19 protein-coding genes are annotated in these 22,402 nt (G+C 69.2%); 10 read left to right on the top strand and 9 right to left on the bottom strand.

All coding sequences use genetic code 11. The annotated features are described in order from the left end of the window. Positions 1-11 precede the first annotated feature (11 nt). From ACWGPF_RS09300 to ACWGPF_RS09280, 5 genes are all read right to left on the bottom strand, one after another. Positions 12-590 (bottom strand): hypothetical protein, encoded by a 579-nt coding sequence (locus tag ACWGPF_RS09300; protein ID WP_452332556.1) that lies wholly within the window; start codon positions 588-590, stop codon positions 12-14. A 95-nt stretch (positions 591-685) separates the two neighbouring features. After that, entirely contained in the window at positions 686-2,536 is a 1,851-nt protein-coding gene (locus ACWGPF_RS09295; protein WP_452332555.1) for a DUF4012 domain-containing protein, read from the bottom strand. Continuing rightward, complete coding sequence (locus ACWGPF_RS09290; protein ID WP_452332554.1) at positions 2,533-3,513, bottom strand: GDP-L-fucose synthase family protein; 981 nt, start codon at positions 3,511-3,513, stop codon at positions 2,533-2,535. Before ACWGPF_RS09290 ends, ACWGPF_RS09295 begins: the two co-directional genes overlap by 4 nt. Positions 3,514-3,546: 33 nt before the next feature. Beyond that, positions 3,547-4,611, bottom strand: coding sequence for a GDP-mannose 4,6-dehydratase (gene gmd / locus ACWGPF_RS09285; RefSeq protein WP_452332553.1), 1,065 nt, complete (start codon positions 4,609-4,611; stop codon positions 3,547-3,549). A gap of 161 nt (positions 4,612-4,772) precedes the next feature. After that, on the bottom strand, positions 4,773-6,071 hold the full coding sequence (locus tag ACWGPF_RS09280) for a glycosyltransferase (RefSeq protein ID WP_452332552.1): 1,299 nt from the start codon (positions 6,069-6,071) through the stop codon (positions 4,773-4,775). Positions 6,072-6,122: 51 nt separating this feature from the next. Here ACWGPF_RS09280 and ACWGPF_RS09275 point away from each other — a divergent pair, with 51 nt between their 5' ends. From ACWGPF_RS09275 to ACWGPF_RS09255, 5 genes are read left to right on the top strand one after another with little or no spacing between them, the layout of a single operon-like run. After that, the gene (locus ACWGPF_RS09275) at positions 6,123-6,683 is read left to right on the top strand and encodes an acetyltransferase (protein ID WP_452332551.1); all 561 of its coding nucleotides are present in this window, start codon (positions 6,123-6,125) and stop codon (positions 6,681-6,683) included. Continuing rightward, a complete protein-coding gene (locus ACWGPF_RS09270) occupies positions 6,680-7,516 on the top strand; it encodes a glycosyltransferase family 2 protein (RefSeq protein WP_452332550.1) in 837 nt (278 codons plus the stop codon). The genes ACWGPF_RS09275 and ACWGPF_RS09270 overlap by 4 nt, the downstream gene beginning before the upstream one ends. Before the next feature lie 2 nt (positions 7,517-7,518). Next, complete coding sequence (locus ACWGPF_RS09265; RefSeq protein WP_452332549.1) at positions 7,519-8,646, top strand: glycosyltransferase; 1,128 nt, start codon at positions 7,519-7,521, stop codon at positions 8,644-8,646. A gap of 17 nt (positions 8,647-8,663) precedes the next feature. After that, complete coding sequence (locus ACWGPF_RS09260) at positions 8,664-9,713, top strand: glycosyltransferase (RefSeq protein WP_452332548.1); 1,050 nt, start codon at positions 8,664-8,666, stop codon at positions 9,711-9,713. Next, a complete protein-coding gene (locus ACWGPF_RS09255; protein WP_452332547.1) occupies positions 9,710-10,945 on the top strand; it encodes a hypothetical protein in 1,236 nt (411 codons plus the stop codon). The genes ACWGPF_RS09260 and ACWGPF_RS09255 overlap by 4 nt, the downstream gene beginning before the upstream one ends. 335 nt (positions 10,946-11,280) lie before the next feature. Here the strand turns inward: ACWGPF_RS09255 and ACWGPF_RS09250 are convergent, their stop codons facing one another. Both ACWGPF_RS09250 and ACWGPF_RS09245 read right to left on the bottom strand, forming a co-directional pair. Beyond that, positions 11,281-12,513 (bottom strand): hypothetical protein, encoded by a 1,233-nt coding sequence (locus ACWGPF_RS09250; protein ID WP_452332546.1) that lies wholly within the window; start codon positions 12,511-12,513, stop codon positions 11,281-11,283. Positions 12,514-12,547: 34 nt separating this feature from the next. Beyond that, a complete protein-coding gene (locus tag ACWGPF_RS09245; RefSeq protein ID WP_452332545.1) occupies positions 12,548-13,984 on the bottom strand; it encodes a polysaccharide biosynthesis tyrosine autokinase in 1,437 nt (478 codons plus the stop codon). A gap of 233 nt (positions 13,985-14,217) precedes the next feature. Here ACWGPF_RS09245 and ACWGPF_RS09240 point away from each other — a divergent pair, with 233 nt between their 5' ends. From ACWGPF_RS09240 to ACWGPF_RS09225, 4 genes are all read left to right on the top strand, one after another. Continuing rightward, complete coding sequence (locus ACWGPF_RS09240) at positions 14,218-15,048, top strand: HAD hydrolase family protein (RefSeq protein ID WP_452332544.1); 831 nt, start codon at positions 14,218-14,220, stop codon at positions 15,046-15,048. A gap of 17 nt (positions 15,049-15,065) precedes the next feature. Then, positions 15,066-15,584, top strand: a complete 519-nt coding sequence (locus tag ACWGPF_RS09235; RefSeq protein ID WP_452332543.1) for a hypothetical protein — start codon at positions 15,066-15,068, stop codon at positions 15,582-15,584. 568 nt (positions 15,585-16,152) lie between these two features. Beyond that, on the top strand, positions 16,153-16,275 hold the full coding sequence (locus tag ACWGPF_RS09230) for a hypothetical protein (RefSeq protein WP_452332542.1): 123 nt from the start codon (positions 16,153-16,155) through the stop codon (positions 16,273-16,275). Then, a complete protein-coding gene (locus tag ACWGPF_RS09225; RefSeq protein WP_452332541.1) occupies positions 16,272-17,798 on the top strand; it encodes a DUF222 domain-containing protein in 1,527 nt (508 codons plus the stop codon). The genes ACWGPF_RS09230 and ACWGPF_RS09225 overlap by 4 nt, the downstream gene beginning before the upstream one ends. A 974-nt stretch (positions 17,799-18,772) precedes the next feature. Here ACWGPF_RS09225 and ACWGPF_RS09220 read toward each other — a convergent pair. Then, complete coding sequence (locus ACWGPF_RS09220; protein WP_452332557.1) at positions 18,773-19,369, bottom strand: arsenate reductase/protein-tyrosine-phosphatase family protein; 597 nt, start codon at positions 19,367-19,369, stop codon at positions 18,773-18,775. Between the two features lie 29 nt (positions 19,370-19,398). Between ACWGPF_RS09220 and ACWGPF_RS09215 the strand changes: the two genes are divergently transcribed. After that, on the top strand, positions 19,399-20,217 hold the full coding sequence (locus ACWGPF_RS09215; protein ID WP_452332540.1) for a CPBP family intramembrane glutamic endopeptidase: 819 nt from the start codon (positions 19,399-19,401) through the stop codon (positions 20,215-20,217). 535 nt (positions 20,218-20,752) lie between these two features. Here ACWGPF_RS09215 and ACWGPF_RS09210 read toward each other — a convergent pair. Further along, complete coding sequence (locus ACWGPF_RS09210) at positions 20,753-22,309, bottom strand: sugar transferase (protein ID WP_452332539.1); 1,557 nt, start codon at positions 22,307-22,309, stop codon at positions 20,753-20,755. Positions 22,310-22,402 lie beyond the last annotated feature (93 nt).

Raw genomic sequence — 22,402 nt, 5'->3', positions numbered from 1 at the left:
GATGCGGGGTGTCAGCTGTCGCTGCGCTGACGGCGGATGGCCGTCGCCGTCACGACAGCGGCGCCGCCGAGCAGCAGGGCGCCGCCGCCGACCCACAGGCCGACCGATGTCAGGTCGCTGCCGGTGGGGGAGAGCGAGTCGGAGCCGGAACCGTCTCCCGAGCCCGAGCCGCCTCCGGCCTCGGCCGGGACGGGGATGCCGGTGTCGAGGGCGGCCGACGCCGACGCACCGCTCGTGCCGCCCGTCGCCGTCACCGTGTAGGCGCCGGCGGCGTCGGCGGGGAGCGTGACGTCGACCGTGGTCGAGCCGTCGGCCGCCGCGGGCTTGGAGATCGAGGCCGTCTCGACCGCCGTGCGCACGATCGTCGCGAGCGAGGCGCCGGAGGCGTTCCAGCCCGTGAGCGAGAACGTGATGGTCTCGCCGGGGGCGAAGCCGCCGAAGCCGAGGGTTACGGTGCCGCCGGGCGCGACGGAGGTGGTTCCTTCGGGGGCGGAGGGGGTGTAGGCCGACGCCGTGAGGGGAGCGCTCAGGACGAGCGCGCCCGCGACGCCGAGCGTGGCGAGGAGAGCAGCGGGCTTCTTCATGGTCATGACTCCAGGGGAGAGGAGAACGGGGTGGCGCAGGAGGTACGTCAGGCCCGGTCTCGGGGTGGGCACTCCCCGGGTACATGGCCGATATACAGGAACTATGGCATAGTCGCGCACGCGGCGCCAACCGATGAGGTTTCCGTTTCATGAAGTGTCGGCGTCATCGCGATATCGAGGTCCTCACCCATCGCGGTGCCCGATGCGACGATCTCCAGGTCGGCGGCCTCGCCGGGGCCGAGCACGACGTCCCACTGCACGACGGCGTGGCCGTCGTGATAGCCGACGGGGGTCGCTGTGCCGGCCGAGACGCGCGACTCCTGCAGGTTCGCGTCGGTCGGCAGGTAGACGTAGACGACCGTGCGCGCGTCGCCGGCGACGGTGCCGCCGACCGTGATCCCGTCGCCGCCCGCGCCCGTCACGTAGGGGGCGAGGGAGCCCACGTCGGCGGGGACGTCGCTGCGCAGCTCGACGCGCAGCGCGGCGGTCGCGAGACCGCCGTCCACGCGCGTGCACCACTGCGCCGCGGCGCCCGCCGCGAGGTGGTAGTCGAGCTTCGAGCCGGTGCCGTCGTTGAGGTAGACGCCGAACGCCGTCGTGCCGGCGTCGCTCGCGGGCAGAGCCCCCTGCAGCGTCGTTCCGTCGAGCACGCTCTGCAGCGCCGGGTCGTCGTTCCAGACGAGGAAGCGGCCCTCGGCCCCGGCGCGGACGAACGCGTTCAGCAGCTCGGCGGCGTCGGCGCGGCCGTCGAACAGGGCGGCGAACACCAGCGACGTCGTCTCCTCGAAGACGGCGTCCTGCGCAGCCGGATCGTCGTAGCGCTCGTAGACGTCGCTCAGCAGGAACGAGACGGCGTTGTCCGCGCCGACGGTGTCGCCCGTCGAGAGCGTCACATCGCCCGTCGCCGCCAGCAGGTACGAGAGCGCGACCGCATCGAGGGCGACGACCGCGTCGGCGGCGACATCGTGGTCGTTCTGCCAGAACCGCTGTGCGAGCTGCGCGGCGATCGCGAAGTCGGGGACCTGCGTCACGTTGTGGGCGAACCGACCGGGCTTGCCGTCGTAGATGGGATCGAGTTCCGCAGGCAGAGCGTCGAGCGGCGCGGCGTACTGCGTCAACGAGGTCGCCGACGCCTGCTCGCCGAGCGAGACGGCGCCGTCGTCGGTGCGCAGCTCGACGAGCGAGCCGGCGAGGCCCCCGAGAGAGCGCCACTCCGCGTTGTTCTCGACGAGCGCGAGGACGGTGCGCGGCCCCTCGGCGCCGAGCATCGGCGGCAGGAGCACGAGAGCGCGCGCGAGCGCATCGGTCGCGGAATCGAGCTGTTCGAGCACGCCCGAGCCCTGCTCGACGGCGGTCCGCAGCGGGCCCACCAGGGCAGGCACCGGCAGGGCGGCGACGCTCATCGAGGCGTCGTGCGCGACCCCGGCGGCGCGCACCGCGACCGGCTGAGCCGCCTCGAGCGCGGCGAGGTCGATCCGGCCGTCGGAGGGCGAGAGCGCCGCGAGCAGCGCGGGCGCCGCGTCGGCGAGGGGGGCGGCGACGTCGGAGGCGACGTCGTCGAGTGCTGCGGCGACGGTGGAGACGGCCGCCAGCTGAGGCCCGATCCAGGGCAGCCCCTGTGCGAGCGACCAGAGGGGATCCGAGGTGAGCTCGCGGGCGGCGCGGGCGTCGTCGTGCAGCTCCGCGATGGTCGCGGACGCCGTCGCGGGGCTTTCGACGAGGGTCGACTGGAGCCCCCCGGCCTTCTGCTGCGCCTGGTCGAGGTGCCAGGCCGCGAGTGCCCCGCGCGCCCCGATCCAGATCGCGCTGAGGACGACGAGCCCGAGCAGCGAGAGGGTCACGACGGCCGTGATGCGGCCCGCACGTTCGCGCGGGCTTCGTGCGCGGCGACGGCGGCGCCCGCTCCGCGGGGCGGCGGGCGCCGCCGTGTCGACGAGGGTCTCCGTCGTCATCCGCGCAGCGCGCCGACGTGCGCGCGGTACCACGCGACCGTGCGCTCGATCCCCTCCTCCAGGGAGATCCTCGACGTCCATCCGGCAGCGGCGAGGGTCGACACGTCGAGCAGCTTCTGCGGTGTGCCGTCGGGCTTGGTCGTGTCCCAGTCCGTCTCGCCCTCGAACCCGACGACGCCGGCGATCGTCTCCGCGATCTCCCGGATCGTGATGTCGCTGCCCGTGCCGACGTTGACCTGCGCGGGGCCGTCGTAGTGCTCGAGGAGGTGCAGGCTCGCGTCGGCCATGTCGTCGGCGTGCAGGAACTCGCGGCGAGGAGTCCCCGTCCCCCAGTTGGTGACGCGGGCGTCGCCCGCGCTCGCTGCCTCGTCGTATCGGCGGATGAGCGCCGGCAGCACGTGCGAGCCGGTGGGCGAGTAGTTGTCGTTCGGGCCGTACAGGTTCGTCGGCATCGCCGAGATCCACGGCAGGTCGTACTGCCGGCGCACCGACTGCACATGGAGGATGCCGGCGATCTTGGCGATCGCGTAGGCGTCGTTCGTGGGCTCGAGGTGACCCGTGAGGAGGGAGTCCTCGCGGATGGGCTGCGGCGCGTACTTCGGGTAGATGCACGACGAGCCGAGGAAGAGCAGCCGCTCCACGCCGACCTCCCGAGCGGCATCCATGACGTTGGTCTGGATGCGGATGTTGTCGCTCAGGAAGTCGACGGGGAACGTGCTGTTGGCGAGGATGCCGCCGACCTTCGCCGCGGCGAGCGCGACGTAGCGGGGCTTCGTCGCGCGGAAGAAGTCGAAGACCGCGTCGCGTTCGCGGAGGTCGAGCTCGGACGAGGTCTGGCCGACGAGGTTCTCGAAGCCGCCGGCCTCGAGCCTGCGCCAGATCGCCGACCCCACCAGGCCTCGGTGGCCCGCGACGTAGAACGTCGCGTCGCGGTCGAGCTCGGCGGGGGAGTACTCGACTCCGTCAACGGCGGTCATGGTCTTCTGCTTTCGGGTAGGGGCGTCGCGCCGTCAGCTGACGGACACGACCTGGGAGGGCAGTGGAGTCGGGTTCCTCCACGACTCGAGGTCGACGGTGTCGATCCACTGCCTGCCCTCGTGCTCGAGGGAGGCGATGTCGGCGTCGACCATGATCTTGGCGAGGGCGGCGCCGTCGACCGTCGGGGTCCATCCCAGCTTCTCACGTGCCTTGGTCGCGTCGCCGATGAGGGCGTCGACCTCGGTCGGGCGCAGGTAGCGCTCGTCGAACTTGACGAACTCCTGCCACTCGAGCCCGACGTGGCCGAACGACGCGTCGAGGAACTCGCGGATCGTGTAGCCGACGTTCGTCGCGAGCACGAAGTCCTCGGGCTCATCCGCCTGCAGCATGCGCCACATGCCCTCTACGTACTCCGCCGCATAGCCCCAGTCGCGGATGGAGTCGAGGTTTCCGAGGTAGAGGTCCTTCTGCACGCCCGCCTTGATGCGCGCGACCGCTCGCGTGATCTTACGGGTGACGAAGGTCTCGCCGCGTCGAGGCGACTCGTGGTTGAAGAGGATGCCGTTGACGGCGAAGAGGTCGTAGGCCTCGCGGTAGTTCTTCGTGATCCAGTAGCTGTAGAGCTTCGCGGCCGCGTAGGGCGAGCGCGGGTAGAACGGGGTCTCCTCGTTCTGCGGCGGCGGGGTGGCGCCGTAGAGCTCCGACGACGACGCCTGGTAGAAGCGCGTCTCGATGCCGGCCAGGCGCACGGCCTCGAGGAGGCGGATGGTGCCGGTGCCGGTCGTGTCGGCCGTGTGCTCCGGCTCGTCGAAGGAGACGCGCACGTGCGACTGCGCGGCGAGGTTGTAGACCTCGTCCGGTCGGATCTCGGAGAGGAGCGTGACGAGTCGCGCGCCGTCGCTGAGGTCGCCGTAGTGCAGGAAGATGCGGGCGGACGGGTCGTGGGGATCGACGTAGAGGTGATCGATGCGCGACGTGTTGAACGTCGATGCACGGCGGATGAGGCCGTGGACCTCATAGCCCTTGGCGAGGAGCAGCTCGGCGAGGTACGAGCCGTCCTGGCCGGTGATGCCGGTGATGAGTGCGCGCTTGGTCACGGTGTTCTCCTGGGGGAGGAGGTGCGCCTGGGAGGCGACGGATGGGCAGGGGAGGAACTGCGGGTGGAGTGTCGTCGCGAGCGGCGACAGGGGAGAGAGTAGACGGAGGTCGTGTCGTCGTCGTACCGGTATTTCCGTTCGCGTCGCGGCACGCGCGCGGATCAGGCGGGGAGGGCGGGCATCGGGGGCTCCTGGGTGGCGGGGCCGACGGCCGCCGCGGCGGGCGCGGCGCTCGCGAGCGTCGAGACGAGCGTCGCGAAGCGGTCGATCGCGAAATCGGCGTCGAGCACGGTCTCGCGATAGCGCTGGGCGCTCTCGCCGTAGGCCGCCGCCCGTTCCGAGTCGGCGACGAGTGCGATCGCCGCGTCGAGCAGCACATCGGGAGCGCCGCTCTGCACGGCGACGCCGGCACCGGCGGCGCGGACCTCCTCGGCGGTGATGCCGAGCGGGTCGGTCGCGGCGAGCACGGGCCGACCCGCCGAGAAGTACGACGTCAGCTTGCTCGGCACGGCCATCTCGGAGACGCCGGGGCGCTCGTTGACGAGCAGGACGTCGGCGGCGCGCAGGGCCGCCGGGAAGTCCTGGCTGTCGAGGGGCGGGAGGAACTGCAGGGTCGGGATGCCGGCACCGAGCTTCTGGAGCCTGGCGCGCTCGCTGCCGTCTCCGACGAGCACGAACCGCACGTCGTCGCCGCGCTGTGCCGCGAGCCTCGCGGCCTCGACGACGTTCTCGAGGCCCTGCTTGACGCCCATGTTGCCGCAGTGGAGGACGACCTTCTCGCCCTCCGACCATCCGAATCCGGCGCGGGCGGCGGCGACGTCGACCTCGGGGATGGGGGGCAGATGGGTCCAGTTGCGGATGACCGAGATGCGATCCGCGCTCACGCCGAGATCGTCGCGGACGCGGGGCACGAAGCGATCGTGGATGACGACGACGCGGTCGGCGTGCCCGAGGAGCCAGCGTTCCACGGCGCGAGCGAGACGCACGCCGGCGCTCTCGCGTCCGTCGAACTCGGCGAGCCCCTGGGAGTAGAGATCCTGCACCCAGACGATGAACGGGACGCTGCGATAACGCAGGCGCGCGCTGGCGTAGGCGACCGCGCTCGAGAAGAGAGCGGGCGACACCGCGACGACCGCGCCCGGTCGGCCCCATGAGCGGAGCGCAAGACGCAGGCCGAAGGAGATCTCCGACAGGAGTCGAGACATCCGACGCGGCTGACGCGGAACGTAATGAAGCAGCCGCTCGACGGTCACGTGATCGATATTTTCGTTCCGCGACCACTGCCCGTAACCTGCCCGGATGTGCCAGTCGGGATAGTGGGGATGCGTCGTCAGAGCCCGCGTCTCGTGGCCTCGCGCGGCGAGGCCAGCAGCGAGGGCGCCTGTGTAAGGCGAGATGCCGGTGGGCTCGGGCGGGTAGTTCAACCCGAGCACAACTACCGGGGGGAGCGGGCTGGTCATGTGGGCAGGATACCCTGATCCAGATAACCCAATATTTCGGATAGAGGTCCGTTGGAAAACATTCCTGTGATCGACCTGTCGCGTGCACCCGGAGAGCGCGCGGCGTGGGATCGACCGAGGTGGGTCGTCTACCTCTGGGCGGTGTGCGAGCTGCTGTTCGTCACGAACGCCTGGCAGATCAGCTCGGGCCTGAGGGTGCGCGTGCTGCGCGCCTTCGGCGCGGAGATCGGCCACGATGTCATCTTCCGGCCGCGTACGCGGGTGAAGTTCCCGTGGAAGCTGCACATCGGCGATCGCTCGTGGATCGGCGAGGGCGTCTGGTTCCACAACCAGGACCACATCCACGTCGGCAGCGACGTCGTCATCTCGCAGGAGACGATGCTCACGACCGGCAGCCACGCGCATCGACGGGACATGGCGCTCCTCACCCGCCCCATCCGCATCGAAGACGGAGCGTGGATCACGAGCCGCTGCATGGTGCTCGGCGGAGTGACGGTCGGGCGGTCGGCGCTCGTGAAGCCGATGACGCGCGTGGACTCCGACATCGCGGCGAACGCCGTCTGGGATGCCGCCGGGGGAGTCGGCGAACGATTCGAAAGGGCATCCGCATGACCATCAGCCATGTCTCGGTCGTGATCCTCGCGAAGAACGAGGAAGCGACCATCGGGAACACGCTCGACCATCTGAAGGACTTCGACGACGTGATCGTCATCGATTCGAACAGCGACGATGCCACCGTCTCGATCGTGGAGGCGCACGGCGCCCGCGTGGTGAACTTCACCTGGGATGGCTCGTATCCCAAGAAGAAGCAGTGGGGCCTCGAGAACGCGGGTGCGAAGAACGACTGGGTGCTGCTCCTCGACGCGGACGAGTATCCGTCTTCGCACCTCGTCGAAGAGATCCGCGGTCTCGAGGCGGAACTGCAGGCACGGACTCACTCCGCGTACGACATCCACCTCTCCTATCGCTTCGCGGGCAAGTTCCTGATGCATGGTCATCGGGTCACCAAGCGCTCCCTGCTCGACACCACGAGCGCCCGATTCCCCGTGGTCGACGATCTCGGCGCCCCCGGAATCCGCGAGGTCGAGGGCCACTATCAGCCCGTCGCCGACGGCTCGATCGGCTCGCTGAAGGCGCGGCTCATGCACGACGACCGCGATCCGGTGTCGAGCTGGTTCGCGCGCCACAACCGGTACTCGGATTGGGAGGCGCACCTCCGTCTGCACGACGCAGCGCGCAAGGAGATCGCGAGCAAGCGCACGACGAAGGGGCGCATCTTCGATGCCGTGCCCTTCAAGCCGGTGTTGTTCTTCCTGTACTCCGTGGTCGCACGGGCGGGATTCCTCGACGGTCGCGCCGGCATCGACTACGCCCTCGCCCTGTCGATGTACTACTGGCAGATCGAGGTCAAGACCCGCGAGCTCGCTCGCGCAGGGGCTCGTTGACGGTGAGGATTCTCCACGTCATACCCAGTTACGCCCGTCGCGACGGCGGTCCGTCCGAGGTCATACGCGGTCTGCTTCCGGCACAGGTTCAGCTCGGCCACGACGTCAGTCTTCTGTCGACGGACAGAGGCCTTGAGCGTGAGGACCGTTTCGTCGCGGACGGCATTCATGTGGATCTCGCGCGTGCGCGTGCGCCTCGAATGCTCAACTTCGCGACGGGGATGCTGCCGCTGCTCCGTCGCGGAATCGCTCAGGCTGATGTCGTCCATATCCACAGCGTGAACAGCTACCCGACCACGCTCGCCATGGCATTGGCACGCCGACATGGTGTTCCGTATCTTCTCGAACCTCACGGCGCGCTCGACGAGTTTCACCGTCGAGAGGGACGTCTGAAGAAGGCGGTGTACACCGCGCTGTTCGACCGACGAGGACTCGCGCAGATGAGCGGAGCGATCGTCAGCAGCGACCGCGAGCGCGCGGAGACTGCGCGCGTCTGGAATGCGCCGATCTGCGATATGCCGCTGGGGGTCGACGACGCGCTTTTCGAGTTGGAGCCACGGCGTGCTGAGGTGCCCGTGATCCTCTTCCTCGGCCGTATCGCTGCGAAGAAGCGGCTCGACCTCCTGCTTCGCGCGCTCGCGTCCGATTCGATGCACGGCGTCCGATGGAGAGCCATCGTCGCGGGTCCGACCGACGACGACATCGACTACCGTCCGGAAGAGCTCGCGGCCGAGCTCGGACTCTCAGATCGTGTCGAATTCCGGGGCCGAGTGAATGCCGCCGAGCGTGCGGATCTTCTGGCGAGCGCTGATCTCTTCGTTCTTCCCAGCCATGATGAGAGCTTCGGCATGGCCGTCGCCGAGGCAATGGCGGCTCGAGTCGCGGTACTGACGACGAGGCATGTCGGCATCGCCCCTGCTGCGGCGTCCACGGGGTCCCTCATCATGATCGAGGCGGACCCACGGAGCATCGCATCCGAACTCGAGCGATGCCTGCGGGACGAGCGCTATCGCACGGACGTCGCAACGCGCGGACGATCGTACGCAAGTGCCACATTCCGTTGGGATCAGGCTGCGCGGCGCTCGCTCGAAGCTTATGAGCTGGCCGTCAGAGCGGGCGCTGTCCTATGAGTGCATCGCGTCTCGTCGTGATCACGCAGCCCTACGTGCCCGCGTATCGTGTGCCGCTGTTCGACGCGGTGGCGAAGGCTCTTGCCGCGCAGGCGATCGAGCTCCGTGTCTATGCGGGGCGTCCGGTGGGCGCGCAGGCGGCGCGGGGTGACGAAGCCACCGCCGATTGGATGTACCCCATCATCGAGCGCAGTGTGGAAGTGCGCGGACGTGTCATCTCCTTCCGCGATTTGCCTGCTCACGCTCGCACCGCGGATCTCGTCATCAGCGAACTCGCCGTCGGCAACCTGCTCGCCTGGAAACGCCTGCTCACGCGGAAGCCAACGGGTCTCTGGGGGCACGGAGGAGCCTTCACCGCGGCCCCGTCGCGCCTCGGCGATCGGCTGAAGGCGCTGATGGCGCGGCTCGCCAGATTCACCCTGACCTACAGCGCGGAGGGCCGCCGTCGCCTGATATCTGCGGGCGCGCGACCTCACGATGTCTCCGTACTCGGAAACAGCACAGACACCCTGCCTATCCGCGCCGCGGTGCTCCGCGAGCGAGCAGTGCGATCAGCCCCTCCCATCCGCACGGCACTGTTCGTCGGCGGACTTGACGCGTCCAAGCGAATCGATTTCCTCCTTGACGTGTACCGCGCCGCTCGCGGCATCGACCCGCAACTCCGATTGATCATCGTCGGGCGCGGGCCGATGCTCGCGCAGATCGAGACGGCCCGATCGGAGTTGGGCGGAATCACGATCGTCCCCGAGGCTCGCGGTGATGAGCTCGGCCGAATAGGTGCGCAGTGCGACATGATCTGGATGCCCGGCCGTGTCGGTCTCATCGCGGTCGACGCGATCGCGATGGGCTTGCCTGTGCACACTGTCGCCCACGAGGCTCACGCGCCCGAGATCGAGTTTCTCGACGAGGCAGAAGTGGCCTACCTCCCGAACGATCCGGACTCATTCGCGGCCGCGTCCCTCGCGGGAGCTGGACAGCTCCCCTTGCGTGACGACATGCCGACTATCGAAGGTGTGAGCGCCCGCATGGCGTCGAGGATCATGGACGACCTGACGAGGCGGGGATGAACTTCCACTCCGTGCGTCGGGCTTTCACGAGGCTGGCGAATCCCGTTCTGCTGGCGAGCGTCTTCAGCAGCGTGTGCGGGGCGCTGCTCATGCTCATCGCGTCGCTCACCCTCGACATCCACGAATTCAGTGGGTTCTCGCTGGTCTACCTCGTGTTGACCTTGTGTCTCGGACTCATACGAGCGGGACTCTTCCAGCCCGCGATGATCTACAGGAGGAGAGAGCCTGCGACGCTCGTCCCCTGGTCCTATGCGCTCCTGTCGGCGGCGGGTAGTGTTCCGATCTTCTTCGCGGTGTCGTTTCCTCTGCAAGCCGTGAACCCCTGGACCTTGGCTGCGGTCTCCATCGCGATCATCATTCCGGTTCTGTTCGAGTGGGCGAAGCACAGGCAGATGAGTGCGGGTTCCAATGTTCGCGTCGCTGTGGCCGAAGCGGCCCGGCTGGTCATCGTGCCGGGCGCGCTCGCCGCGGGTCCTTCCGGCGTCGGCGGCGGGATCGTCGTTGTCCTCCTCGTGCTGATCGTCGGCTACGCGCTCGGACTGCTGATCCTTCTCGGGGCGTTCCCGCGCATCGCGACCGGGGGCACGCGGGTCGGATTCGCCCGGTACCGGCGTGAGGCGTTCGCGCAAGCCGGAGATTTCGGAGTAGCGCAGATGCTGTCCAGCGTTCCTCTGCTCATCGCAGGAATGCTGATGCCGGGTGCCCCGCTGATCGGCGCGATCCGACTCGCGCAGACGATCTTCGGCCCGCTCAACGTGCTGTTCGGAGCGATCACGAACGTCCTCATGGTGCGTGGTGCGCGTGACGGCGCCGAGACGAGCGACGCTCAGCTTCGCGGCGAAGGCCGGAGGCTGGGGTTCGTGTCTCTCGCCCTGGCCCTCATGGTGACGGCTATCGCCTTCGCGCTCGTCGCCACCGGTGCGATTCCCCCAGGAGTGGCGGTGCAAAGCATGCCGATCGCCGTCGGCCTCGTCGGCGCCGTCGCGGTCGCTGCCAGTTGGGCCGGTATGCAGATGATGGTGATGCGACTGATGGGTCATGCGGGCGCGGTGTTCCGACGACGCCTCGTCGTCGTTGTCGCGACCACGATCGGCTACCTGGTCGGATGGATGGTGGGAGGGCTCGAGACCTCGCTCATCGCCGGCTTCCTCCTGCAAGCTGTCGCGCTGCTTGCTGCCTTCCCTCTCCTGAAGCACTCCCGAAGGCCCGGTCACCGGGAGGGAAAGCACTGACACGTCGATCATGGAACGTCTCGTCGGGCTACGGAGGTTCCGTTGGGCTCGGGAGCTTCTTCTGCTCTACGGGATCGAGGTTCAGCCTCGGACGACGATCGGCGCCGGCCTCGTCCTCACCCATCGCGGCATGGGGACGGTCATCTACCCTGATGCTCATATCGGCGACCGGGTGACGATCTACCACCAGGTGACTTTCGGACGCGCGGACGCACACGTCCCGCGCGGGATGAGCCCGATGGAGAGGATCGAGATCGGTGATGAAGCCATCCTCTACCCAGGCTGCAAGGTGCTTGGCGGTCCGGGGGGGGTGACCCGTGTCGGGCGCGGAACGATCATCGCCGCGAATGCTGTTTATCTACTCGGAATTCGGTCGGCGGGGCCGTCAGTGAGGAAGAGCCAGCGACGGATATGGATATCAGGACGGCAACAGCGACGTACGGGCTGTTGAAGCCGCTCACTGAGAAGCTGTTCGCAATTGCTATGCCGACCACCGCGAGCGTTGTTGCCAGTGAACTTCCGCTGCCACGTAACGTTGACCACGCAATGAACAGCGTCAAGAAGAGTCCGAGGAGTCCTGCGTCGAAGATGACGCGCATCATGAACGCATGGAATATGACTGAGTAGCAGCTACCATCACCTGTTGATGAAAACAGATAAACATAGTACGCGAGAGTGTTGCAGCCTTCAGGGCTGAGGGGCGTGATCGGCACGGTTCCGACCATCCACTCGATGAGGTTCCAATCGCTGGTTTCCCGGAGGAAGACGTTCAGGAAGTTGATGCGATCGACCCCACCGCTCTCGGCTCGTGAGACGAAGATCTCGATGATCGCGTAGACGGCGAGAGGGATGATCAGCACCACGAGGTAGCGGAACACAAGCGACGCTTGCCGAGCCTGGCTGATGGCGAAGATGAGGACGACGGCGAAGGCTATCGTGCCGCTTCGCGAACCCGAGAGCACGACAACGGCCGCCAGCAGCGCCAAGGTCCAGCGTCGTTCTCGAGACGAAAGGTGGGGCCAGATCGCAATCGCCGCGGCGCAGTAGAGCGCCAGCTCGAAATTGTTCTCCGTCAACAGCCCTGAGCGCGCCGACAACCCGCGCACGAACAGTGTTGCTACGGCTTTAGCGAATGAGAGTGCCAGGAGCGTCCAGAGCACACGCTTGAGAGGTGTGACGCTGCCCCAGCTCTTTCCGACGGCGAAGCAGAAGGCCGCGAGGTAGAAGACCCATCGGTATGCCTGGAAGAAGTCGCCAAGGGGTGCGCCGATGTAGAGAGCGGGGACGACTCTGGTGAGGAAGTACGCCCCGAGAAGCAGGATCGTTCCGGTCGTTCGCGTCCTGCCCTTGACGATGCAGTATGCGACAAACAGGGCGATCCACGCGTCAAGAAGAGTGCCGACGGGGAGCAACGAATAGCTGCCGATGTTGGGCAGGCTCGCGAGGCCTCCGATGGTGAGTATCGCGTAGAGCAATGTGCTCAGCCATCCGGGGATCACATCGACGTCGCCGAGATCTTCTCGCCGGGGGCGCTCCGCAGCGCCATTTCGGCGGGAACTGGTCTTCATAGGCGTATGTGGAGCACGTCGACGTCGCCTCGGGTTACGCGGCTTGAGCAGAACGTGACGATCGCCGGGGGCCAGCCTTCGGGGGCCGTGCCGGGCGTTCGTCCTCTTCCTCCACGCCGTACCCGTACCCGTACCCGTATCCGTAGTCGTATGCGTCGGGGCCGCGGGTCGGGACCATCGTCACGACCATCCCCGCGATGCGGGCGTCGACGGTCTCGAGGGCGTCCACCGCGGCATCCAGCTGACGGCGATGCGTCTTGCCGGCCGCGACGACGAGGAGTGCGCCGCTCGTGTGCTTCGCGACCACCGCGGCATCCGTCACCGGGAGCAGCGGGGGAGCGTCGAGGATGATGATGTCGGCATCCATGCCGAGGTCGCGCAGCAGCTGAGCCATCTTCTTCGAGCCGAGCAGCTCGCTCGGGTTCGGCGGGATCTTGCCGGCAGGCAGCACGTACAGCGAACGACGGCCCCATCGCTGGATCACGTCGGAGAGCTCGGCACGGCCGATCAGTACGTCGGTGAGCCCGACCCCGCCCTCGATGCTGAGGTACTCGGCCACCTTCGGCTTGCGGAGATCCGCATCGATCAGCACCACTCGCTGGCCGGCGTCGGCGAGCGCGATGGCGAGGTTCGCCGCCGTCGTCGACTTGCCCTCGCTCGGAACGCTCGACGTGATCACGAAGCTGTGCGCGCCGCCCTCGACATCGACGAACTGCAGGTTCGTGCGCAACATGCGGAACGCCTCGCTGCGAGGATTGCGCGGATCGGCCTGCAGGATGATCGGCCGCTCCTTCGCCTTCGGATCGAGCGGGATGGTGCCGATGATGGGGCGATCCGTGATCCCTTCGACATCCTTCGACGACCGGATGCGCGTGTCGAGCACGGTGCGCATCACAGCGAACCCGATGCCGAGCGCGAGGCCGATGAGCCCGCCGAGCGCGAGGTTCAGCGGGATGTTCGGGCTCACGGGATCATCCGACGCGATCGCGGGCGTGATCGTCGTCACCTGGACGGGCGCGCCATCCGTGCCGGGGAGCGTCTCGACGTCGTAGATCGCCTCCGTGAGGCTTGCCGCGACCGCATTCGAGATGTCGGCGGCGAGAGCGGGATCCGCATCCGTCACCGTGACACGCACCACCGTGGTGTTGAGTGTGCTCGCCACATTCACCTCACCGGCGAGGGACGCGGCCGTCTGCGTGAGCCCGAGCTGCTCGATGACGGGATCGAGGACGCGCGGCGACGTCGCGAGCTGCACATACGAGGCCACGCGCGCGAGCGTGTAGGTGTTGCCCTGCTGCTGCTCGGCGATCGTCGTGCCCGCCTGCGACGAGACGAACACCTCGCTCGTCGACTCGTAGAGAGGGGTGCGCGTGAAGGAGTACGCCGCGGCAGCGCCCACACCGACCAGCAGGATCACGGTGATGACGAGCCAGTTCTTGCGCAGGATGCGCAGGTAGTCGCTGAGTTCCACGGCTTCCCTTCGGATTCTGGAATTATCCTCCCACAGCGCACCCCGGGCACCCTGCCCATGCGACGAGACGTAACGAGAGCTTCAAACAAGCGGTGGATGGCGCGGGCGGGGCTGCGAGGGGAGGCTCCTGCTTTCCGACTCGCTGCGCTCGCTCAATGACCTGAGGGTTCCGCGAACGCGAGGTGGCGCGCGGTCCGCGGCCGTGGCCATCCGCTGTGGTGTTCGATAGGAACGTGACGAACACTCCCGCGGCGATCGCGCTCGACATCGACGGAACCCTCATCGGCTCGGACAAGCGCATCCCGGCGTTCACGCGCTCCGAGATCCAGCGGGCGGTCGACGAGTACGGCGTGCGCATCTTCTTCGTCACGGCCCGCGGGCCGCAGTCGACGGCCGTCATCGAGGAGCACCTCGGGGTCGCGGGCTCGTACGCGACGTTCGGCGGCTCGCTCGTGTGGGCACGGACATCCGATGGCGCCTTCGAGACGCTCAGCGAGACGTCGCTCGACGACGACATCGTGCGCGGCATCCTCGCCGCCGCGGCGGACGCCCCCGTGCACAAGGGCATCTACACGCACGAGACCTGGTACGTCAGCGCGCTCGACTACTGGGGTCTGCGCGAAGCGCGCAACACCGCCGTGTGGCCCGAGGTCGCTCCGATCGACGCGGCGCTCGTCGACGCGATCGGGCCCGTGTACAAGATCATGTTCCGTGGCGAGCCGGCCGACCTGGCCATCCTTGCCGACGCGCTCGTGCCGTTTGCCGACCGCGCCTACGCCCACTTCGCCGGACGCGTGCTCGAGATCGTGTCGGCAAGCGCGGTGAAGCTGCCCGCGCTCGAGACCCTCAGTGCTCACTTCGGCATCGACATGGCGGACGTCCTCGCGTTCGGCGACACGTCCGCCGACCTCGGGATGCTCGAAGCCGCCGGCAGAGGAGTGCTCATGGGCAACGCGGTCATCGACGCCGCGCCGCACGTCGAACGCACCCTGACCAACGACGAGGACGGCGTCGGGATGATCGTGCGCAAGTACTTCCCGACGGAACGGCCCTTCCGGCCGTGACACCGTTGCGTCGGCGGATGGCCGTTGCCGCCCTGCTGCCCGCTTTCGCCCTGCTCGCCGGGTGCGCGCCGTTCCCTGCGCTGCCCGACGAGGTCTCCTACCCGGCGGGAGGCATCCCCTCTGACGTCGCATGGCCATCCGACTGGCTGGAGGGCTTCACAAGCGAGTCGGACGCCGTCGGCGGCGACATCGTGGGGATGCGACTCGAGTACGTCGACGACGCGTGGTTCTGGCGGATCCGCAGCCACGACCCCGGGCGGGACGTCTTCGACGAATCGGTGACCGAACCCGATCGCGGGCGCGAGGCGCTCGTCGACGCGGCGACCCTCGAGCTCGTCGTGCAACGGCACGTGACGCTCACCGAGGCGGAGATGGCCGAGAGCGGCGTATCCGCGTACGACGCGGCGCAGCGCTCGGGCGAGGAATGGCCGGCACCGCGCCTCATCGAACTCGAACGGCGGATGGCCGACGGCCGCGCCGTGTGGGACGTCACCGTCTCCGACGAGGGACGGATCACGATGCTGACACTGGAGTGAGGCGCGGGATGGCGGGGCGGCGCGGGGTGGTGCGGCGCGGGGTGCCTCGCTTCGATGGCCGGGGCCATCCACCGTCTCATGTCGCGTCGACGAGGCGACGTCCCCGTGGCGGCGGAGCGTCTGACCGGGTGCCGGCGTCGTAGACGATGGTGAGCCATCGGGCGATGGTCAGTGAGAGCTGTCCAGGGATCTCAGGAAGACGCAAGCGCCCCATTGCTCGCGACGAGTCTGGCTCATCGCGCCGCGCGGGGAGCTGAGTCTCGCCGACGAATCCGACCGGATCCGACTCGGCTGAACCGCTCTCCACGCGCTCGCACGGTCGCAGGTGGCGGTGGTCGGGAGAACGCTGAGGGCATGAGCCTCGTGGCCGGGGCGGCGAGAGGGCGATGCGCCTGGTGCGCGGATGGTGCGGCACGCGAGGGCGCGGGCAGTGTCGGTGGTCGGAAGGATGCTGAAGTCATGGGTTCTTCGCCGGTGTCGACGGGTGGGCGCGGGTCGCGTCGCGGCTCGTGTCGTGCTGCGCGGGCGGGCGCGGAGCAGTGTCGGTGGTCGGGAGGATGCTGAGGTCATGAGCTTCTTCGCCGACGTCGACGCGTGCGCCGAGTGCGCCGCGCGGCTCTGCGCATACGCGGTCGGCGCTGCCGCGGTCCGCGGAGGAGTGTCGGTGGTCGGGAGGATGCTGAGGTCATGAGCTTCTTCGCCGACGTCGACGAGCGGATCTGCGCCATGCGCGGGCTGCTCGGGGCCGTCGTCGAGGCGGTGGACATCCCTCGTGAGATCGGCGCGCTCGACGACGCCGACGTCGTCGCCCTGCTGAACGAGGCGACAGCGGCTGCTCGTGCGATCGAGCGGATCACGACCGTGGCTTCCGCGATCGTCTCGCGTCGATCGAACCGCGACGCGGGGCACGGCGGCATCGCGCAGTCGCGAGGGCACCGCAACGGAGCGGCCTACGTGCAGAGCGTGACGGGCGGCACGCGAGCGGAGGCCGCGAAGCAGATCCGCGTCGGCGAAGACCTGCTCGACACATTCGGGTCGTCGGATGAGCCCGAAGCGGGGGCCGACCGTCCCGAGGCCGATGACGCCGATTCCCCGGACGTCGATGCCGACTCCTCAGACGCCGGCTCCGGCTCCTCAGATGCCGGCTCCGGCGAGCCGAAGTCGCCGCCCCCGCCGTGGCACGCGTCGCTCTCGCGGGCGCTGTTGGATGGCCGCCTCACCGCCGCGCAGCACGACGCCATCCGGCGCGGGCTCGGCGAGCCACCCGACGGCGCCGAAGAGGCGTGGGAGCTCGCGGCGAGCGCACTCGTCGCCGAGGCCGCCTCTCTGCCGCTGGAGGAACTCGCGAAGTCGGCCAGGACCATCCGCGACCGCCTCGATGAAGACGGCGCACTGGCCCGGTTCCGTGCGCGGCACGAGGCGCGGTCGTTCCGGATGTGGACCGATGCAGACGGGGTGCAGCACGCGCACATGGCCTTCGACGATGACGGCGCCCTCTGGATGCGGGCGATCATCGACGCGGCGCTCCGTCCGCGACGCGGCGGCCCCCGGTTCGTCGATTCCGCGGAGCGGGCTGCGGCGCGGTCGTTGACCGACGATCCGCGAACCAACGACCAGCTCGCATACGACCTCGTGATGGACCTCCTGCGGGCAGGGGCCCTCGCCGAGGCCGCGGACGTCTTCGGCGCGCGACAGCCCGGAGTGCGGATCGTGCACGTCGTCGACCGCGACGGCGCAGCGGCTGGTCTCTTTCCGCACGCGGAGGAAGACGGCGTGCCCGTGCCGCCGTGGATCGCGGCCGCAGCCCGCTGCCACGCCGGTACGCGCGAATGCACGGTCAACGGATATGGCAATCCGCTCGACGTCGGACGCGAGCACCGTCTCTTCACGCCGAAGCAGCGTGTGGCGCTCGCGGTGCGCGACGCGGGATGCCGGTGGACCGGGTGCGGCAGACCCGCGTCATACTGCGAAGCGCATCACATCGACGAGTACGCGTCCGGCGGCCGCACCGACATCGATCGGGGCGTCCTCCTGTGCCGGTTCCACCACATGACGCTGCACAACGGCGGATGGACCGTCACCCGTGAGGGGCTCGGCGACTTCCTGCTCCACCCGCCCGGCGGGGGCCCACCTGGCGTGCTTCATCAGCCGCTCGCCACCCGCTACCTCTGGGGCGTCGACCCGCCGCCCCGTCGGTTCCGCCCCGCGGCGTGAGCTCGCGCCGGCGGGTATCGGAGCCATGCGTGCCGGGGATGGATGTGGGATGCATCCGGGGCGGCACGCACCGAGTGCACGGCGGAACCGAGCTTGCACGGATCAGAGGCGGGGGTCCGACGCGGATGGACAGTGCGGCGAGGTGAGGTACGGGGCGAGCGCGCGCCGGCGTGCGTCGGGAAGGCGTCGGGCTGTCTCCCGAGGCGAGCGCGGCCGAGTTGCGGCTGGGGCGGGAGGGTGCCGGGCGCGCGCCTGGAGCGGAGTGCTTCGCGCTTGCGGCTGGGCTGCGGGCGTCGGGGTTGCGGCTGGGCCGGAGGCTTCGGGCTTACGGCTGGGCGGAGCGTGCCGGGCTTACGGCTGGGCGGAGGGTGCCGGGTATACGGCTGGGCGGAGGGTGCCGGGTATACGGCTGGGCGGAGGGTGCCGGGCTTACGTCTGGGCGGAGGACTCGAGCTTGCGCCTCGGGCGGAAGCCACCGGGCTTGCGCATGGGGCGGAGTGCGTTGGGCTCGCGTTTGGGGCGGAGTGCGTTGGGCTCGCGTTTGGGGCGGAGTGCGTCGGGCTCGGGCTTGGGGGCGGAGTGCGTCGGGCTCGCGCCTGGGGCGGAGAACGTCGGGCGCTCGCTCGCGATGCGAGTGTGCCGTGCACGCCTCGGGCGGAGTGCACCGGGCTTGACCGTGGAGCGGAAGCCACCGGGCTTGCGCCTGTGGCGGAGGGCGTCGGGCGCTCTCCCCGGATGCAACTGCGCCGGGCGCGCCCCTGGAGCGGACTGCGCCGGGCGCGCCCCTGGAACGGACTGCGCCGGGCGCGCCCCCGGAGCGGAGTCGGCCGGGCGCGCCGCGGAGGGCGTACTTCGGAAGCGGAGAGCACCCGACGTGAGTCGGAACGAGCGTCGTTGGATTCCCCCCCGGAGAGGCGCGGCAGACTCGCCCACCGCAGCAGAACGCGTCTGGGTGCACCGTCAGCCGAGCCCGATCACGTGCGCCCCGTCGCCATCCGGATCACGCGCGCGGCCTCCTCGACAGCGGGAACCAGCACCGAAGCGGACTTCTCATACGCATCCCAACCGCGTCCGTACGGGTCGGGGATGTCGTCGTCGAACGGGTTGCGCGGCGGCCCCACCTCGCCCCGCAACCCCGCGATGAACGCAGCCGCCCGCTTCACCCGCTGACGCGAACCGCGCGTTTCGCCCATCGCCTCAAGCAGCTCCGCATCACTCGCCTCGCGAGCCAGCCGCGCGAACTCACGCAACGTGAACGTCGACCTCAGCGCCGACGGCACCGCCTCGACAATGGAACTGCGATGCTCCCGCGACATCGCCAACACCAGATCGGCATCCTTCACGACCGGCTCGCTGATCTGGCGCGCACGATGGCCCGCCACGATCTCATCGGCGACGCCGAGCCCCTCCGCCAGGCGCACCGTCTCCGCCGTCATCGGGCGGCCCGTCATCGCCCGCACACCCACACTCTCCACCTGCAGACGGATGTCCGACAGGCGCGTCCGCAGCAGCACCTCCGCCAGCGGCGACCGGCAGATGTTGCCCGTGCACACCGTCAGAATCCTCAACATCTCGTCCACACTCCCGATACTCTGTCCGCGTGCCCCTGGATGCCCGCTTCGACACCAACCTGCCCGGGGAGTCGGACGAGCATTCCGCCCTCCTCGACGAGACGTCGGTCGCGCACCTGACACCGCGCCGCTCCCGCGAACGCCGCGATGCGCGATCCTGGCTCGAGAGCAGCCGCACCACGCGCCGGTGGAACACCGACCTGATCGCCTGGACGGCCGTGTCGCTCGGCGTCGGCGTGCTCGCCTCCCTCAGCGCGAGCCTTCTGCTGCCTGCCGCCACGGCGGCGATCGTGGGCCCGCTCGCCCTCTGGGCGGGGATGGTCGTGCCCATCGTCCTCGCCCTCCGACGCGGACGCCCGACCGGACTGTTCGCTTTCCGCCCCACGGACATCCTCTGGGGCGTCGCACTCGGCCTCCTCCTGCGCACGGTGCAGGGATGGCTCGCGGTCGCCGCCGGTGACAGCGGGGCACTGCCCAGCTATCCGACGCTGGATGGGCAGCTGCCCGCGCTCTGGTGGCTGACGGCCATCGTCCTGCCGGTCGCCGTCGCGCCCCTCGTCGAAGAGCTGCTCTTCCGCGGCGTGATCCTGGTCGCCGTCTACCGCATCGCGCGCCGAGGTCTCGAAGGAGCGGTGCTCGCCGTCATCACCTCCACCGCCCTGTTCGTCGCCCTCCATGCCATCAGCGGCATGGCCCGATGGGATGAGCCCTTCGTGCTCGCCCTCGTGGGAATCGCCTGCAGTGTCGTCGTCCTGCTGACCGGTCGCATCTGGGGTGCGGTGCTCGTGCACGTCGTGTTCAACGGCAGCTGGGTGGTGCTCTCGCTCGCCGGCACGCTGCTCGGCTGACCACGGCGCCTTCTCCCGCGGCAGGGCGATGAGGCGAGGCCTGCGAGAGCACGGGACGCCGGCGCGCGGGATGCCGGTGTGACCCGCAATGCCGAGAGGCTGGATGGCGTGCGGCGACGGCGGCGTGGGGCGTTTCATCTCGCTTCGCTCGCTCTGCGCCCGGGGAGAGAGCGGGTGGCTCTGCGGCCCGGGAGGGAGCGGGGCGTTCGACGATCGGAGGGGGAGTGACTGGCCGGACGGGTGCTGGAAGGGAACACTCGACGGGCCGGGTGCGGTGCAGCGGGCGCCGGTCGGGATCGCCGCAGGACGCACACCGGCGAAGAGGGAGCGGGACGTCGGGAGAGGCAGGGCGGGGCAGTTCGTCTCGCTGCGCTCGCTCAACCGGAGAAGGGGCGGGTCGCTCTGCGGCCGGGGAAGGAACGGCGCGTTGGGCCGGCCGAGACGACGAGCAAGATCCGACGGATGTCGAGACGGCGCGACTGACGTCGATGACGCGAGCCGCGCCATCCGTCTCGCAGGCGACATGCCCGGCGCCTCAGGACGCCGTGTCGCCGGGAGCGAGCGCAGCCCGCGCCGTCTTCGCGATGATGATGAGGTCGCCGACGAGATTCCAGTTCTCGACATAGGAGAGATCGAGACGCACCGTGTCCTCCCACGACAGCGTCGACCGACCCGACACCTGCCACAGCCCCGTGATGCCGGGCTTCACGAGGAACCGGCGATGCACGTGCGTCGCATACTGCTCCACCTCACGCGGGAGCGGAGGACGCGGGCCCACGAGCGACATGCTCCCGCCGATCACGTTGAACAGCTGAGGGAGCTCATCGATGCTGAAACGCCGCATGAAGCGTCCGACGGGGGTGACACGCGGATCGTCCTTCATCTTGAACATCACCGCGTTGCCGTGGTCCTGCTGAGTGCGCAGCGTCTCCAGCCGCGCCTCGGCATCGACCACCATGGAGCGGAACTTGAGCATCTCGAAGGTGCGTCCGCCACGCCCCACACGCGTCTGGCGGAAGAGCACCGGGCCGGGAGACGTCAGTCGCACGCTCGCGGCGACGAAGAGCATCACCGGGCTGAAGATCAGGACGGCGACGGTGCTTCCGAACAGGTCGAGTGCCCGCTTCGCGACGCGCTGACCCGCCGAGAAGCGCGGCGTCTCGACATGGATGAGCGGCAGCCCCGCCACGGGCCGGGTGTGGATGCGGGGCCCCGCGATGTCGGTGATGCTCGGCGCGAGGACGAGGTGCTGACGCCCCGCCTCGAGAGCCCACGAGATGCGCTTCACCTTGTCGGCGGGCAGCTCGTCGGTGCTCGTCACGACGACCGTGTCGGCCTGCACGGAGGCGAGGGCGCGTTCGACGGAGTCGACCGAACCCATGACGGGGATGTCGGTTCCCGCGACGACGTCGGCGATGCGGCCCGTGGGGATGCACGCGCCGACGACGCGGTACCCCGACGACGGGCTGCTGCGCAGCGTCGCCGCCACCTGCGCGACCGACGCGGCGGACCCGACGAGCAGCGCGCGCGACACATAGCCGCCGCGGCGCCGCTGGGCGCGCAGCCACTTCCGCCACGCGAACCGCTCGGCGATCAGGGCGGCGACGCCGATCGGCAGCGACAGCAGCAGATAGCCCCCCTGCAGGTCGAGGCCCAGCGGCAGGCACGCGATCGCGAGCAGACCGAAGAGCGAGACGCTCGCGCTCGTGAGCCGGCGGTACTCCTCGAGCCCCTGTCCGACGATGCGAGGACTGCGCGAGTCGCTGAACGCGAGCGCCGAGAGCCACAGCAGCGTCAGACCGAGGGTGAAGGTCGTGAAGAGGCCGTCGACGCCCGGGACGAGGCGGCTGACGTCGTCGAGCGTCGGCCCGTACGGCGAGAGCAGCTGCACGGCGACGGTCGTGATCACGATGATGAGCGCATCCGTGACGAGCAGGCGCCTCGCGTAGGCGCGCTGCCACGACCGGCGTGCCGGGATCTTCTTGGCGACGGTCGCCACGGGGGCCGTGGCGACGCGCACGCCCGACAGGTCGCCGGAGGAAGCCAGGGCTGTCGCAGGGGAGGTCGAGGGGAGGAACTGCTCCACGGGCATGGGGCCGCCTTGGGGGAGAGACGGAAGAGCGGAGGGTGAAGCAGACGAGCGCATCGCGCCGGAGGTTGGTCGGAGCAATGCGTCGTCAGAGTG

It is taken from the genome of Microbacterium sp. NPDC055683 (assembly GCF_053617895.1).
This window is presented reverse-complemented; position numbering and strand designations above follow the sequence as displayed.

What these genes read in the sequence shown, in the direction of transcription:
- ACWGPF_RS09300 (WP_452332556.1), bottom strand. Translation starts at nt 590, where the DNA reads ATGACCATGAAGAAGCCCGCTGCTCTCCTCGCCACGCTCGGCGTCGCG.
- ACWGPF_RS09295 (WP_452332555.1), bottom strand. Translation starts at nt 2,536, where the DNA reads ATGACGACGGAGACCCTCGTCGACACGGCGGCGCCCGCCGCCCCGCGG.
- ACWGPF_RS09290 (WP_452332554.1), bottom strand. Translation starts at nt 3,513, where the DNA reads ATGACCGCCGTTGACGGAGTCGAGTACTCCCCCGCCGAGCTCGACCGC.
- ACWGPF_RS09280 (WP_452332552.1), bottom strand. Translation starts at nt 6,071, where the DNA reads ATGACCAGCCCGCTCCCCCCGGTAGTTGTGCTCGGGTTGAACTACCCG.
- ACWGPF_RS09270 (WP_452332550.1), top strand. Translation starts at nt 6,680, where the DNA reads ATGACCATCAGCCATGTCTCGGTCGTGATCCTCGCGAAGAACGAGGAA.
- ACWGPF_RS09255 (WP_452332547.1), top strand. Translation starts at nt 9,710, where the DNA reads ATGAACTTCCACTCCGTGCGTCGGGCTTTCACGAGGCTGGCGAATCCC.
- ACWGPF_RS09250 (WP_452332546.1), bottom strand. Translation starts at nt 12,513, where the DNA reads ATGAAGACCAGTTCCCGCCGAAATGGCGCTGCGGAGCGCCCCCGGCGA.
- ACWGPF_RS09235 (WP_452332543.1), top strand. Translation starts at nt 15,066, where the DNA reads ATGGCCGTTGCCGCCCTGCTGCCCGCTTTCGCCCTGCTCGCCGGGTGC.
- ACWGPF_RS09230 (WP_452332542.1), top strand. Translation starts at nt 16,153, where the DNA reads ATGAGCTTCTTCGCCGACGTCGACGCGTGCGCCGAGTGCGCCGCGCGG.
- ACWGPF_RS09225 (WP_452332541.1), top strand. Translation starts at nt 16,272, where the DNA reads ATGAGCTTCTTCGCCGACGTCGACGAGCGGATCTGCGCCATGCGCGGG.
- ACWGPF_RS09220 (WP_452332557.1), bottom strand. Translation starts at nt 19,369, where the DNA reads ATGTTGAGGATTCTGACGGTGTGCACGGGCAACATCTGCCGGTCGCCG.
- ACWGPF_RS09210 (WP_452332539.1), bottom strand. Translation starts at nt 22,309, where the DNA reads ATGCCCGTGGAGCAGTTCCTCCCCTCGACCTCCCCTGCGACAGCCCTG.